Source organism: Phyllobacterium sp. 628 (genome assembly GCF_014189505.1).
Classification (GTDB): Bacteria; Pseudomonadota; Alphaproteobacteria; order Rhizobiales; family Rhizobiaceae; genus Phyllobacterium.
The window spans coordinates 123390-137035 of sequence record NZ_CP050303.1; the positions used below are offsets into that span (position 1 = coordinate 123390).

Genomic DNA, 13646 nt, shown 5'->3' on the forward strand with positions numbered 1-13646 from the left:
ATTCCTCGAAATTCTATCTGCGATTGGCTGGTATTTGGCTTTTCGTTGTAGCAGATAACAGTGTTGGCGGATGCGGCATATCCGAAATGGAGCCGGTCTTTTGCGCCGCGCCGGAACTTTGAACCCAGTATCCCAAAGCCACCATCACACCACCGCCAGCCAGATTTCCCAATGTCACGAACACCAGATTATACAGCGCGCCCTGTAGCGTAATGGTCGTTGGATGGTCGCTCAAGAGTGCCAATGCAAAAGCGAACATATTCGCAACGCAATGTTCAAAACCCGCCGCCACAAAGATCATGATCGGCCAGAAGATCAAGATGGCCTTGGCAGCGTCATTCTGGGTCCGGTAGGACATCCAGATCGCCAGGCAGACCAGCCAATTGCAGATCAATCCGCGGGCGAACAATTGGCCTGCGGGCGCATTCATTTTGACCGCTACGGCGGCAATGAAGGTGGAATTGCCATCGCCCAGCAGAACGCCGCCGCCTCCCAACTTGAAGATAAATGCGAGCGCAAGAGCGCCGGCAAGATTACCAAGCCAGCAAACGGTCCAGACACGCAGCGCATCGGCAATGCTCGTTTGCCTGTTGAGCAGCGCCAGCGGCATGTACATAGCCATCCCGGTAAAGAGTTCAGACCCTGCGAAGATGACAATCGTTAGTGCGGAGGCAAAGACCGCTCCCATGACAAGATGCGCCCAGGCGGGATCGGCATGGGCGCCCACCGTGAACATCACGATATCGCCGAAGCCGATATAGGCACCGGCCATCGCTGCGCCGGTAAGGAAAGCCAGAGGGCCATGTTTGACGGCCAAAGACTTGGTTTTACCTGTTTCCGAAAGCTTGCTGATCGTGTCTTCGTACATGGGATTTTCCTTGCGGATAAATATCCGCATCACAATAATCAGTTTGATTTCCAGTGTTTCCGAACGGCTGCCGCAGCAGCCGTCCGGTTCGTCAGTTTGGGAGGATCAGGTACCGCTCACAACAGGCTGCTTTTCCTTGCGCAGGGCATTCATCACCGTGTTGTTCAGGTTCAGATGCCCGGAGACCATTTCCGGAGGCGTCAATGCCAGCCACTGCTCAAGCGAGACGTCAGCGTAGTAATCGCTCTTGAAAATTTCTAGGAACTTCAATGGCTTGTCGCCAGTATTCTCGATATAGTGTCCCATGGCGAAGGGGACATAACCAACGTCACCGGCTGTGTAATCGAAGGTACGCGAGTGGCCATTGGCTGCAAAGACGCCCATGCGGCCGGAACCCTCGAGATAATACTGCCATTCGTCCGTATTCGGATGCCAATGCAGCTCCCGCAAACCACCCGGCTCGATTTCAACAAGTGCGGCGGCAATCGTCTTCGACACGGGGAAGTTTTTCGAGTCGGTGATCCGGACGGTACCACCGCTTGTCTTGATGGGATCCTGCGCAGCCATACGGTGTGTCAGGCTGAGAGGAACTTCCTTGGCACCCGCAATCCTGTCGCTGTTCACGCTGCCCGGTATAGGCAGGTTGAAAATATAGCGTTCGCCGGGTGAAGGCAGATTGTCGAAGTTTTTGGCATCGACACCGAAATTCTTGGCCAGGACGCTCTTGGGGATGTGTTTAAACCAGTCGGTCACAACAAAAGTGCTGTCTTCGTCAAAACCGCCATCATCGAAAACGAGGAGAAACTCGCAGCCATCAGGCCCAAGCCCCTGAATGGAATGCGGGATTCCTGATGGAAAATACCACAGATCACCGGGACCAACGTCGCCGACAAAATTCCGCCCGTCCGCATCCACTGCCGTTATCCGGGCATTGCCATAAAGCATATATGCCCATTCGCCTTCCTTGTGCCAATGCATTTCGCGAACACCGCCAGCGTTCAAACGCATGTCGACACCGGCAACCATTTTCGAAATGCCAAGCTCGCGCACGGTGATCTGGCGTGTCCAGCCGACGGAATACTGCTTGGTGGGCGCATCGGCAAACGAGAACCGCAGGTTGGGCAGAGTGCCGGAATCGGTGATGGGCTGATTGAGAATATCCGGGTTCTGAAGATCGCGCGCGACACTGCGCGGCCCCGGATCGTCACCACCAGCGCCCGCACGGCGCGGTTGCGGTACAGCCTCCTGCGCGAAGGCCGAGGTGGATGCTGCGGCGGCAAGACCGCCTGCGGTCAACGTTACAAGAGCGTCACGACGATTGAATATGGTCATTTCTGTCTCCCTTTTGAACCTGGATGTGCGGGAGAAGCGAAAGTGCAGGACGTACGGACCCAGCCGTAAATTATCCGCAGATTCGAAACGTCACCGTCTGTACCAGGTTCTGGTTCTTCAAACCGGGAGGTTCCCGGCTGGTGAAGTGCGGCAACCGGATTGCTCAATCCGATCCCGACAACCAAAATTATGACGGGGAGATAAAGAGCGATATTGGATGTTCGTTTAACTCACCCTATACGTGCGTATAGGTACCAACCGGCGGCACATCGCGATAACGCGCTCACCCGATAGTGTTCGTATGCGGCTGATCAATCTGCTATGCCGCTCTGCATGATCCGCATGGGGAGCCACATGTCCCGTTTTTCGCAGCTCGCGGCAATATTGATTGCTGCGGCAGTCTTTCTGCTCGACACATTGACCACCTATGACATCGCCGTTGCGGTTCTTTATGTGACCGTTGTGCTGCTCTCGCTCAATTTTGCCAGCAGAACAGGCCTGCTGCTGATTGCAGCTGCATGCATGGGACTTACGGTGCTGAGCTACATGATCGAACACGGGTTTGATCTTCCCTCAGAACCGTTGGGGCGCTGCTTCGTCAGTCTTGCGGCTATCGGAATATCCACGTTTCTCGTCTTGAGGTTAAAAACGTCCATCTCCGTGCTTGCCGAAAGTGAACAGCGCTACCGGACGATTTTTCTGGCGACCGGCGTCGCAATCCTTGAAATGGATTTTACGGAACTGAAGGTCGCCATCGATGACTTCAAGGCACGCGGCTATCAGAGTGCCGAGGCGGCAGCGCAATCCGATCCGGATTTTGTCCGCAAGGCCGTGAGACTGATGCGATTGACCAACGCCAACAACACAACCTTGACGATGTTCAAGGCCAAAAACATTGAAACCTTCAAATCGGCACTCCCGGATCTTGTCGGTCAGGACATGGAGAGTTCCATTTGGGGTCTGCTCGCAGCCATATGGGACGGCAAATCAGCCTACGAATCCGATACTGCCATGAACGACATGAACGGCACGCGTCTCACCATTCTTTATAATGTCGCCCTGCCCGCTGACCGCCCCGCGCTGGATCTCGTTCTCATCAGCATCATGGATGTAACGGCCCGGCGGGAGGCCGAAGACGGTCTCCATGCAGCCCAAGCGGAGCTTGCCCATGTGACACGCGTTGCAACGCTGGGCGAATTGACGGTGTCGATCGCCCACGAGGTTAATCAGCCGCTTGCTGCGGTCGTGACCAATGGTGAAGCCGGTCTGCGCTGGCTCAAGCGCCCTCAACCGGATCTTACCGAAGTCGAAGCCTCCTTGCGCCGGATCATATCCGATGCGCAGCGCGCCAGCGAAGTCATCCGGCATTTGCGCGCCTTGGCCAGCAAAGCCATCCCGCAAACAATACCCGTGGATATCAACGAGGTCATTGAGGAAGCCATTGAACTGGTGCAACGCGAAATCATGAATAATCGTATAGGCGTGCGCCTTGAGCTGGCGGGCAATCTGCCTGCGGTGCTTGGCGACCCTGTGCAACTCCAGCAGGTTGTCATCAACCTGATCATCAATGCCATTCAGGCAATGGGCACGAACGAGCACAAAGCGCGGCAACTGTCTGTAACATCGTCGGCTGGCGACGATTCTATACGCGTTGGCATCAATGATACCGGACCGGGTTTTGATGCAGGCGAAGCAGCCAATCTGTTTAATGCCTTTTATACGACAAAACCCGAAGGGATGGGCATGGGTCTATCCATCTGCCGCTCCATCGTCAGCGCGCATGGCGGACGCATCAGTGCCAGATCAGAGCCGGGACTGGGTACGAGTTTCGAATTCACCATTCCATTTCAGAAAGAGGATGCATGATGACCCAAGCCACATCGCCAATGGTTTTTGTCGTCGATGATGATGCATCCCTGCGCGATGCGCTCAGCAGTCTTTTCCGGTCCGTCGGCATGCAGGTGGAACTGTTTGCCTCACCCGCTGAATTTCTTGCCCGTGGTCCGATAACCACCGCCGAGAGCTGTCTTGTGCTTGATATTCGTCTGCCCGGTGTCAGCGGTCTCGATTTCCAGAACCAGCTGTCGAAGCTTGGCAACACGATACCCATCATTTTCATGACGGGCCATGGCGATATCCCGATGTCGGTCCGGGCCATGAAAGCCGGAGCCCTCGATTTCCTGATCAAGCCGTTCCGCGATCAGGATATGCTCGATGCCGTTTCCAGTGCCCTCGCCCTCGACCGTGAGCACCGCGCCGCCAACGGCGCCGTATCAACGCTGAAAGCCCGCTATGACACGCTGACCCGCGCGCGCGCGAAGTCATCGCCTTGGTTACAACGGGCCTCATGAACAAACAGATTGCCGGAAAATTGGGCGTGAGTGAAATCACCGTCAAGATTCACCGGGGCCACCTGATGGAAAAGATGGGCGTCCGCACGCTGGCTGAACTGGTAAAAGCCTACGAAGTTTTGCGTCCCAGCCTGTAAAACAGGTATCCATCCTAAACCTCTGTATGATTCCAATTTCTCTTCGGATCACCCATTGATAGGTGCGAAAGGCGCTGCGTATGGAGCGGCCCCTCAAAAGGAACGCGCGTGTCTGAGCCAAAATCCATCGCTATCGTTGATGACGACATGTCCGTGCGCGAGGCCACGGAAAACCTTGTCCGTTCCTACGGCCTTAGCGTGCGTACATTTGCATCTGCCGAGTCCTACCTTGCGGCAACTGCCGGCTCCAGAATTGATTGCCTGATTACCGATATCCAGATGGATGGCATAGATGGGGTCGAGCTGTTTCAAACCCTTCGCCAAGGCGGGGTTACAACGCCCATCATATTCATCACGGCTTTTCCCGACGAGCGCGTCCGCAAGCGTGTCATGGCTGCTGGCGCCATTGGGTTTCTCGGCAAACCATTTGCAAGCCAGGCCCTCATTGATTGCATTGAACTGGCACTGGTTGCTTAGGTTCGCACCGCTCCGTCCCCCATCCCTGTATAGGCCAACCAAAACCTATGTATAGTATCTGTGCCCCGGTCTTCGATCTATCAAACAGTCACCGCGTCCCAATGATGCGCTGATCGGAGAAATACCATGTCTTTCAGAAAATTATGCGCGCCTGCCGTTGCAATCGGCCTGCTTGCCCTCGGCACGGCAACACCGGCGATGAGCGCACCGCTAAAATGCGTCGTGCTTGTTCACGGAGCTTTTGTCGATGGGTCTGGCTGGAAACCGGTCTATGATATTCTCTCCCGCAAGGGATATAATGTTTCAGTCGTGCAGCAGCCACTGACCTCCGTGGCCAACGATGTTGCGGCAACTGAACGTGTCCTCGCGCTGCAACAGGGTCCATGCATCCTCGTCGCACACAGCTATGGCGGCGCTATCATTACGGAAGCCGGAAATGATCCCAAAGTTGCCGGGCTTGTTTATATTGCTGCCCATGCTTTGGACGCGGGCGAAACCGAGGCCGCAAATGGCAAACGCATTCCGCCAGCCTATACATCACTGAAGAAAACAGCTGATGGCTTTGCCTATATCGACCCGGACCACTTCCATCAGGACTTTGCCGCGGACCTGCCAGCCAAGGAAGCTGCATTCGAAGCACATGGCCAGATGCTGACCGCAGCCGATGTCTTCACCACGCCTGCCACGAACCCCGCATGGAAGGTGAAACCAAGCTGGTACATGGTGGCCAAGGCAGACCGGATCATCAATCCCGATCTTGAGCGCATGTATGCGAAGCGGGCCGGCAGCCATACGGTTGAAATCGCAGGTGCAAGCCATTCGGTTTACGAGACACATCCCAAGGAAGTCGCGGCACTCATCGAGCAGGCAGCGCAACACGCCGCTGATTAGATCCATCCGGAATCTGTTGCCCCGGAGGACGATACCCTCCGGGATACGACCAGCGTTTAAGGTGTGAAGCTCACACCTTTTCTTTCTTCTTTGCCGGCGTTTTCGGTTCCGGTTCCACTGAAACATCGGGTTTGGGCGCCAGCAATTTGCGCAGATCGCCGATCTTGTCCTTCACCAGCGGGCGGAATCGCGTCGCGCGATATGGCATATCAGCCGCGCCATAGCCCTCCGGACCGTCATCATTGCCGCGATGAATTTCTTCAACCTTGATGCCGACAAACTCGCCGTCCACGTAGTGTTTGTACAACCCGACCCAGCGGATTGTATAAATCTCGCCTTTCCGGATCAGCTGGTCGATACTGACATTTTTGAACTTGTCATCAATGCAGACAACCTTCTGGCCCACGTAAAAGTCATTCATCGCGTTACCTCAGTATTCCCGGTTTGGCTGGCAGCACGCTGATCCTGCCACTATATTTAACTCTGGAAGTTGCAGCTGGCTTGCCGTAAAAGCTGCTCGACCAACGGATAGCCTCATGCGTTCCGTATTAGCAAACATGATAAAACATTTCACCCATTCTGGTGAACAAGATCGCGGTGCGGAATGCCTTCACCTCATATTGCCGTCGAAGCCTCGGGCTCGATTGCAACACTTCTTAGTTTCGGGCTCGTTGGAATTGGCTCTCTGGCACTCTTGGAGAAGTTCATTCCAATTCTGCCTTCCTATGTCCTGTTCATGCTTTTGGGAATGACTGTAACCGATGGCAATGGTCTCGTCCTTGCGATTCTTGTCACGGTGCTTGGATCGGCCACAGGCGCATTGGGCTGGTTTGCACTCGGATGGCTGCTTGGTCCTGACAGGGCCGAAGCGATCGTTGCACGTTACGGCAAATATGTATTTCTGAAACCGGCAGTCTATGAGCGGATGACAAATTCATACCGCCGCAATCATTTCTGGGTCACCCTGACAGGCCAGATCATACCAACGGTGCGGATCTATCTGGCCCTCCCCGCTGGCGTTCTTCGGCTTGATCCCCGCGCTTTCACGATTGCGATCGTCATCGGAACGCTAGTGTGGAACACGCCTTTCCTCTGTCTCGGCTATGCCCTTCGTGGCAGTCCCTACAATCCTGTCCATGTCGGGTTCTGGGCCTCCATCGCCCTGTTCATCGTCGAGGCATCGATCATTCTTGGATTTAGTCTTCGCAAGAAGTTACGAGCGCGCAATACGATCCAGCCCTAGAGTCACACCGAACATATCGGAAACCGGAAGACAACCACCGTCTTGCGGTGATTGTCTTCTGGCCGTTTGCTGGCGTCTACTTGGCGGCATCCACCTGCTCGTCCCAGGTCTTCACCTTGTCCTGCCGGTCGAAGAAAGGCATCACGGTGTTGGCCAATTCCGGCGCAAAGAAAATATCGTAATGCGTGCGGTTTGGAATGATGGCCAGCCGGTTTTGCGACATGGTTTCGCGCATCCACCCGGCATCCTTCAAGCCACCACCAAGCATTTGATAGAACTTGAACTCGTGTTCCGGCCGGTACATATCGCTGTCGCCAAATACCAGCATGACAGGCATTTTAAGCTTCGGAACATCATTGGAATAATCATACGGCTTGCGCATGAATTCACCCATCGCGTCCAATAGTTTCGGGAAATCCTCCGGATGCGGGGCAATAGCCTTATAGCCCTTATACATGGGAGTATCTTTCATCATATCCGCCATGGCACCGGTCAATGTCACCTGCATTTTGATCATATCGGCGTAGAAGCCCTCCTGCGCATACCCGGCCGAAACCAAGGCGACACGGTTGATCATCTCCGGGTGCTGAACCGCAAACCGAAACGCAACACCGCCGCCGAACGAATACCCCAACACGTCGACCTTCTCGTGGCCAAGCGACTTGAGGATGGTTGCTATATCATCGCCCATTGCTTCCAGACTCATCGGCCGGTTGCCGAGTTCCGTACGTCCATGACCCTGCAGATCCACACCGATAACCTGATGTCCTTGTGTCAATCTGGGAAGGATCGGCGCAAACATATCGGTCGAGCCCAGTCCACCATGCAAAAGCAGAAGTGGCGCGCCTTCGCCATGAATCTCGTAATAATACTTGATACCGCCAGCTTCGACATAACCGCTTTTGGGCCCTTCTGCCGCCGTTGCTGTTGCCACAAGACCCAGAGAAAGAGCCGCCGCTGCAATTGGCTTTGATAGGATTTTCATATTCGTCTCCTCGGTTTAAATACCCTGCGATCCATTGTCCGGTACAGGCAGGTTTTGGTTCTGTACCGAGGACGAACCGGGATCACGAATGCCGACATCGAGCCAAAAATAATTGTAACGGCCGGCACGCGTTGATTGAGAGCAAGCTGTTTTTGGATGGGCGCAATCATGCCCTAAAGCCCGCAAGCGCCGTGCTTCATCAAAAGCCACCTACATAGCGAATGGCTTTACTGTACTTGTGCCAATCGAGCCGTTGACACAGCGAGTTCACAGGCGGGACCAAATTTATCCGCCTTATCATGCCTGTACAGGCACATCAGAAAGTAGTCCTTCCCGTCGACAATCGTTGCAATAATCCGGCGCTGACGTGTCCGTTGCAGAATCCGCTCGTCAAAGCGCATATCGACGGCTGGCCTGCCGAACATTGTTGTCATCGTGTATGATTTGAATTTGATTTTCCAGTTTGGGCTAAAGTCTTTCACATATTGACCGACATAAGCCTCCGCTGTGCTGGCGCTTACCTCCTTCACCTCACGCACGGGCATGGAATAAAGACCGAAAACGACATCACCGTTCCCCGTTGTCGACGCGGTTACCCCCGTGGGTTCCCCGCTGCCGTCAGCAAACTCGGTGTCAATCCAGAATTCGGCCGGATATCTGTAGGTGTAGGAGCCGTCGGGCGCCGCGAACGCGCGGGTCTCCTGTGCAGATGTTATCGAGGGCAAGAGGATGATCATTGCCAAACCGAGGCAGGAACGGATCAAAAACGGCATTTTTCTCATCCCCGATACACTTCCTTCTGACCCTAATTTCAGCCATGGGCTGCCGGACGTATTTCACCCGAATTCAACCGGTAATAAGACCAAGTTTTCGCGCACGGTCCATCAGATTCTTCACCGAAGAGGTGGCCCAGCGCGAAGAACCGCGTGGTGTGCGTTCGTGCATGGCTTCGAGTTGGCTGGCAATCTCCCGCAACGTCAAATCCGGATTGGCATTGGCAATTCCGGTAATCAGCATCATCAGCCGATCTTCCGGCATACGCCGGGGTGCTATGGTTACAAGATGCGCATCGGCAAGACCCTCACGCACCAGCCGCCGCACCGAGCGGCGCAAGCGATCAACGTTCCAAATCTGCCCTGTTTGGTGTTTCAGGCTGCGCACGACATCCTCCCACGGATGTTCCGGGCGCAGGCGCTGCACGGTTGGCAGCCAGGTGGGCATGGTGGCAACAAGACCGGCCAGATGATCGCGTTGACGTGCACGGGAGAGTTTTGCGAGCGCCTCAGGGCGCCGCTCCCGCAGACCAGGATTGCCGGGGAGTTTGCCTCTGGCCCGCGCCGCATTGATGCCCGCCTTCGTGCGTTCCGAAATCAGCGCGCGCTCCAACTGGGCCACGGCCCCCAGAACCTGCAGGGAGAACATGCCCTGCGGCGTGGATGTATCGATCGGGTCGTGCAGCGAACGGAAATGCGCGCCCTTGTCCGCCAGTTGCTCAATCACCGTCAGCAAGTGGCTGACTGAACGAGCGAGGCGGTCAAGCCGGACCACGACCAGAACTTCACCGCCATTGATTTCGCGCAGGAGCCTGGCAAGAACCGGACGGGCGCGCGATGCGCCCGATCCATGCTCTTCGAAAATGCTTGCGCATCCGGCTTGCTTTAGCTCCATGACCTGAGCGTCATTCACCTGCTCATCTGTCGAGACGCGGGCGTAGCCGATCAGCCGCTGCTTCTTGTCCATCTCTTTCATAATCGAAATAGTGCTGGAACTCGCCACAGTGCACAAGACAGGAACAGCAAGGGCCGCTTTAACCAGCGATAGACCGGTCAGCTCCAGGCGTGCAGGGGCGGCTTTTTCTCCATTCAGAAAATACTTTCCGAGGATTGCGTATTTCCAGCGGACCGGATCGTGCAAGGTATGGGTCCGCGCATTGCGCCAATGCCGGTCGAGATTGTGTTCGGCAAGTGTGGAGCGGGTTCCGGCCAGCTCGAAAAGCTTGTTGGTGGCAGCAATGGCAATCTCCGTGGACAGAATTTTTGCTTCTGCCGTGACAATTTGAGCTTCCGCAACGGTTTCAGCATCCGGGTTGGCAATGGCCCGATCTATGGCGTAACCCGCTTTTTCCAGAAGCGCCTGAGCTGCATGCAAACGCAAGGTAAGATCACCGATCGCTTGAATGGTGTAAGGATCGTCCCATGCGTTCTCAACACCGCTGTCTACCCAGGCCCGGCTCTTCGTGCGCACGAAATCAACAGTTTCATCAATCGCCGCCTGCGCGATACCCGTATCAACCGCTACTTGAATGATCTGGAAAATCGCACCATCCGCTGTGGGAGTTTCGTAACCCTTATAGCCCGGCACAAGGTGTGTTTTCGGCACTTTGACGTTGTTGAGGATGACGGTTCCGGACAGGGTCGTGCGCTGACCAAAACTTGTCCAGTCGTCGATAACACTCAGTCCCGGAGCGCCGCGCTCCGCGACAGCGTACCAAGCGCGCCCTTCATCATCCAGGGCAACAATCGGCACCAGATGCGCAAGCAATGCGCCGGAGGAATAGAATTTCTGGCCATTGACCAGAACATGATCGCCCTCATCGGTGAACCGCGTTTGAAAGTCTACCGCGCGTTTTGACCCGAATTCGGAAAAAGCATTGCCGAAACGTGTACCCTTGAGCACTTCGGCAAACAGAAGCTTCTGCTGCTCCTCATCCGAAACGGTGCGAATGGCGGCGACGACGCCAAGATGGTTCTGTGCAATCTGGCCGATGGAAGAGTCAGCGGCCGAAATAATCTCGATGACCTTTGCAAGGGTTGCGTAGGAAACCTCCGGGCCGCCAAACTTTTTGGGAACATTGATCGACCAAAGCCCGCTCTGGGAGAAGGCATCCAGCTCGACAATCGGCCATATCCGTTCGCGGTCGCGCTGCGCGGACCCCTGCACGAATGTTGCGGCCAGTGTCTTCGCGATTGCAATCGCCTCTGCATCACTGCTGATAATATGGGCTGGTTCGGCTGGCCGCGGGAACGGCGGAACCGCCTCGGACGCATTGTCGATATTCACTTTGGAAATGGTCATTCCGGTATCTCCTCGTTAAGGGGTTCAGGTTCCAGCTTCGGTCAATTGATTGGCCGGTTTGGCGACGGCGAGCGGCACGGTTCTCTCACCCAGGTAAAACTTCGTCACATCGTTGCCATTGCGAAGATTTTCAGTTGAATCGCTGAGGACAGATATGCCGTTTTCAAGAATGGTGGCTCGATGCGCATATTTGAGCGCAACGGTCGAATTCTGTTCGGCGACCAGGATCGCAAGTCCGGTCTCCTGATTGAGCTTGCGCAGGGTTTCAAAAATGTCCCTGACAACAAGGGGTGCAAGGCCCATCGACGGCTCATCCAGAACGAGCAGACGCGGCCGCGACATGAGCGCCCTGCCGATGGCGGTCATTTGCTGTTCGCCGCCCGATGTCAGGCCTGCCAGCGTCCGGCGCTTTGCCTTGAGGCGTGGAAACTGCAGGTAAATCTTTTCCAGATCGTCAGCGATTTCCGGGCGGCGGGCACTGCGGCCGATTCCTCCCGTGATGAGGTTCTCTTCCACGGTCAGATTGCGGAAACAATGCCGGCCTTCCAAAACCTGGACGAGACCGGACCGGACCAGATCCGCCGGCGCTGTCGCCGTCACATCCCGCCCGTCAAAGCGGATAGAGCCTGCTGTAATCTGGCCGCGCTCCGCCGGAAGCAGATTGGACAATGCCTTGAGCGCCGTCGTCTTGCCCGCACCATTGGCTCCCAGAAGAGCTACGATTTCGCCGCGCCGGACGGCGAAGCTCACGCCCTGCAAGGCTGCGATTGCATGGTTGTATGTGGCACTCACGCCATCGACGACCAGCAAGGGAAGATCATGCTCAGCCATAGGACTGTCTCCCGGGTTCAGAAAAAATGCTGATTTCTATCCGGACCGCGACGGTCTTCACGGTCCGGATAGGTGTTTCAGTTGGTGGCGGTGACTACGTCTTCGGAAGTACGCAGCTTGATGCCCTTTTCCTTGGCATAGGCTTCCGCTGATTTCTCGATAATGGGCCGCAGCAGTGCCCAATCGGGCGCAATCCAGTCCGATACGACATTCCATTTCTTGCCGTCCCATTGCTGGAACGTGACGTAACCATTGCCCTCGTGATTGTCCCAGCTGACATTGATCGAATGGAACAGGCCCTTGGCGCCAAGCGCCTCAACACGGGCCGGATCGAGTTGCAGATGCTCGAAGCCCCAGCGAACCTCATCACCTGTCAGCGTCCGCTTGCCGAATTTTTCCTGCGCGATGCGGATAGCCTCAACGTTGAGGATGCCGTTGACGATACCAAGATTATGGTAGACGGAACCAATCCGGTTCTTGTCTTCCAGATTGCCCTTGCCGTTGTCATAGAGCGTCTTGATGATTTCCTTGACCACCGGATATTCGGCACCGGATGCCTGCGTGGTAATGGCCGTATAACCCTTCGCCGCATCACCGGCCGGAATGGCATCCTCTTCCGAATTCGACCAGACATTGCCGACAATATGGTCAACCGGGAAGCCAACCTTGGCCGCGCTTTTCAGAGCAACCGGGTTCATCACGCCCCAGCCGCGCAGCACGACATAATCCGGCTTCGCCCGGCGAATGGTCAGCCATTGTGCCTGTTGCTCGTTACCGGGATGCGGAACTTCAATCTGCTGCAGTTCAAAGCCATATTTCTTGGCGAGAAGCTCGTAGATCGGAATGGTTTCCTTGCCGTAAGGGGATCCGTGGTAGAGCACGACCATCTTCTTGCCCTTGAGGCTTTCCAGCCCGCCTTCCTTGGACGCGATGTAATTCACGATGCCGGATGTCTCGCTGTAAGGGTTGAGCAGCAGCGGGAAGACATAGGGAAACACCCGTCCATCGGTGGAATCGGTACGGCCGTGATTGATTGTGATCAGCGGCACTTTGTCTTGCGTGATCCGGTCGATCATCGCATAGGCAATGCCAACGGAAAGCGGATTCCATGCCGCCACACCGGGATTGTTTTTCAGGCGTTCGTAAACTTCGACACCGCGTTCCACCTCATATTGTGTCTCGCCTTCCGACCAGGTGAGTTTGACGCCGTTGACGCCGCCGTCGCGCGTATTGATCAGATTGAGGTAGTCGATAAACCCACCGAAAAAGCCGGTACCGCCAGCGGCATAGGGCCCGACGCGATAGCTTTGCAGGGGGAAATATTGCTCGTCCGCATGGGCGGCCGGAAGGGCGACGGACAGGACAAGACTGGCTGCAACTGCCGCTGCCTTGAGTTGATTGAATAGATGCATTTCTGGATACACTCCTCTCGTTGACCGGTGAGATTCCGGCCGAA

Annotated in this window: 12 protein-coding genes and 2 pseudogenes; 5 read left to right on the forward strand and 9 right to left on the reverse strand. The window is 55.6% G+C overall.

What is annotated here, in order from left to right; translation table 11 throughout:
* Window positions 1-13 precede the first annotated feature (13 nt).
* On the reverse strand, window positions 14-868 hold the full coding sequence (locus HB779_RS23175; protein ID WP_188346745.1) for a formate/nitrite transporter family protein: 855 nt from the start codon (window positions 866-868) through the stop codon (window positions 14-16).
* Between the two features lie 105 nt (window positions 869-973).
* On the reverse strand, window positions 974-2200 hold the full coding sequence (locus tag HB779_RS23180; RefSeq protein WP_188346746.1) for an oxalate decarboxylase family bicupin: 1227 nt from the start codon (window positions 2198-2200) through the stop codon (window positions 974-976).
* 354 nt (window positions 2201-2554) lie between these two features.
* On the opposite strand from HB779_RS23180, the gene HB779_RS23185 reads away from it, so the two are divergent.
* The 4 genes and pseudogenes from HB779_RS23185 to HB779_RS23200 all read left to right on the forward strand — a co-directional run bounded on the left by HB779_RS23185 (window position 2555) and on the right by HB779_RS23200 (window position 6056).
* A complete protein-coding gene (locus HB779_RS23185) occupies window positions 2555-4066 on the forward strand; it encodes an ATP-binding protein (RefSeq protein ID WP_188346747.1) in 1512 nt (503 codons plus the stop codon).
* A pseudogene (locus HB779_RS23190) lies at window positions 4066-4688 on the forward strand (response regulator transcription factor). Before HB779_RS23185 ends, HB779_RS23190 begins: the two are co-directional and overlap by 1 nt.
* Before the next feature lie 108 nt (window positions 4689-4796).
* Window positions 4797-5165, forward strand: a complete 369-nt coding sequence (locus tag HB779_RS23195; protein WP_188346748.1) for a response regulator transcription factor — start codon at window positions 4797-4799, stop codon at window positions 5163-5165.
* Between the two features lie 126 nt (window positions 5166-5291).
* Window positions 5292-6056, forward strand: a complete 765-nt coding sequence (locus tag HB779_RS23200; protein ID WP_188346749.1) for an alpha/beta hydrolase — start codon at window positions 5292-5294, stop codon at window positions 6054-6056.
* Window positions 6057-6126: 70 nt separating this feature from the next.
* Here HB779_RS23200 and HB779_RS23205 read toward each other — a convergent pair whose 3' ends face one another.
* Complete coding sequence (locus HB779_RS23205) at window positions 6127-6477, reverse strand: CAP-Gly domain protein (RefSeq protein ID WP_188346750.1); 351 nt, start codon at window positions 6475-6477, stop codon at window positions 6127-6129.
* A gap of 183 nt (window positions 6478-6660) precedes the next feature.
* On the opposite strand from HB779_RS23205, the gene HB779_RS23210 reads away from it, so the two are divergent.
* The gene (locus HB779_RS23210) at window positions 6661-7299 is read left to right on the forward strand and encodes a DedA family protein (protein WP_188346751.1); all 639 of its coding nucleotides are present in this window, start codon (window positions 6661-6663) and stop codon (window positions 7297-7299) included.
* Window positions 7300-7375: 76 nt separating this feature from the next.
* Here the strand turns inward: HB779_RS23210 and HB779_RS23215 are convergent, their stop codons facing one another.
* The 6 genes and pseudogenes from HB779_RS23215 to HB779_RS23240 form a co-directional block, all read right to left on the reverse strand.
* Complete coding sequence (locus HB779_RS23215) at window positions 7376-8284, reverse strand: alpha/beta fold hydrolase (protein ID WP_188346752.1); 909 nt, start codon at window positions 8282-8284, stop codon at window positions 7376-7378.
* Window positions 8285-8511: 227 nt separating this feature from the next.
* Window positions 8512-9057, reverse strand: coding sequence for a hypothetical protein (locus HB779_RS23220; protein WP_188346753.1), 546 nt, complete (start codon window positions 9055-9057; stop codon window positions 8512-8514).
* A gap of 73 nt (window positions 9058-9130) precedes the next feature.
* Window positions 9131-10033: a recombinase family protein gene (locus HB779_RS23225; protein ID WP_188346754.1), complete on the reverse strand. Its 903-nt coding sequence runs from the start codon at window positions 10031-10033 to the stop codon at window positions 9131-9133.
* 77 nt (window positions 10034-10110) lie between these two features.
* A pseudogene (locus HB779_RS23230) lies at window positions 10111-11359 on the reverse strand (SfnB family sulfur acquisition oxidoreductase).
* 24 nt (window positions 11360-11383) lie between these two features.
* Entirely contained in the window at window positions 11384-12190 is an 807-nt protein-coding gene (locus HB779_RS23235; protein ID WP_188346755.1) for an ABC transporter ATP-binding protein, read from the reverse strand.
* A gap of 77 nt (window positions 12191-12267) precedes the next feature.
* Window positions 12268-13602 carry an ABC transporter substrate-binding protein gene (locus HB779_RS23240; RefSeq protein WP_188346756.1) on the reverse strand — a complete coding sequence of 445 codons (1335 nt, stop codon included), beginning with the start codon at window positions 13600-13602 and terminating at the stop codon, window positions 12268-12270.
* Window positions 13603-13646 lie beyond the last annotated feature (44 nt).

Excerpts from the sequence above, each read along its gene's own strand:
- HB779_RS23175 (WP_188346745.1), bottom strand. The coding sequence starts at position 868 with ATGTACGAAGACACGATCAGCAAGCTTTCGGAAACAGGTAAAACCAAG.
- HB779_RS23180 (WP_188346746.1), bottom strand. The coding sequence starts at position 2,200 with ATGACCATATTCAATCGTCGTGACGCTCTTGTAACGTTGACCGCAGGC.
- HB779_RS23185 (WP_188346747.1), top strand. The coding sequence starts at position 2,555 with ATGTCCCGTTTTTCGCAGCTCGCGGCAATATTGATTGCTGCGGCAGTC.
- HB779_RS23200 (WP_188346749.1), top strand. The coding sequence starts at position 5,292 with ATGTCTTTCAGAAAATTATGCGCGCCTGCCGTTGCAATCGGCCTGCTT.
- HB779_RS23205 (WP_188346750.1), bottom strand. The coding sequence starts at position 6,477 with ATGAATGACTTTTACGTGGGCCAGAAGGTTGTCTGCATTGATGACAAG.
- HB779_RS23210 (WP_188346751.1), top strand. The coding sequence starts at position 6,661 with ATGCCTTCACCTCATATTGCCGTCGAAGCCTCGGGCTCGATTGCAACA.
- HB779_RS23215 (WP_188346752.1), bottom strand. The coding sequence starts at position 8,284 with ATGAAAATCCTATCAAAGCCAATTGCAGCGGCGGCTCTTTCTCTGGGT.
- HB779_RS23220 (WP_188346753.1), bottom strand. The coding sequence starts at position 9,057 with ATGCCGTTTTTGATCCGTTCCTGCCTCGGTTTGGCAATGATCATCCTC.
- HB779_RS23225 (WP_188346754.1), bottom strand. The coding sequence starts at position 10,033 with ATGAAAGAGATGGACAAGAAGCAGCGGCTGATCGGCTACGCCCGCGTC.
- HB779_RS23235 (WP_188346755.1), bottom strand. The coding sequence starts at position 12,190 with ATGGCTGAGCATGATCTTCCCTTGCTGGTCGTCGATGGCGTGAGTGCC.
- HB779_RS23240 (WP_188346756.1), bottom strand. The coding sequence starts at position 13,602 with ATGCATCTATTCAATCAACTCAAGGCAGCGGCAGTTGCAGCCAGTCTT.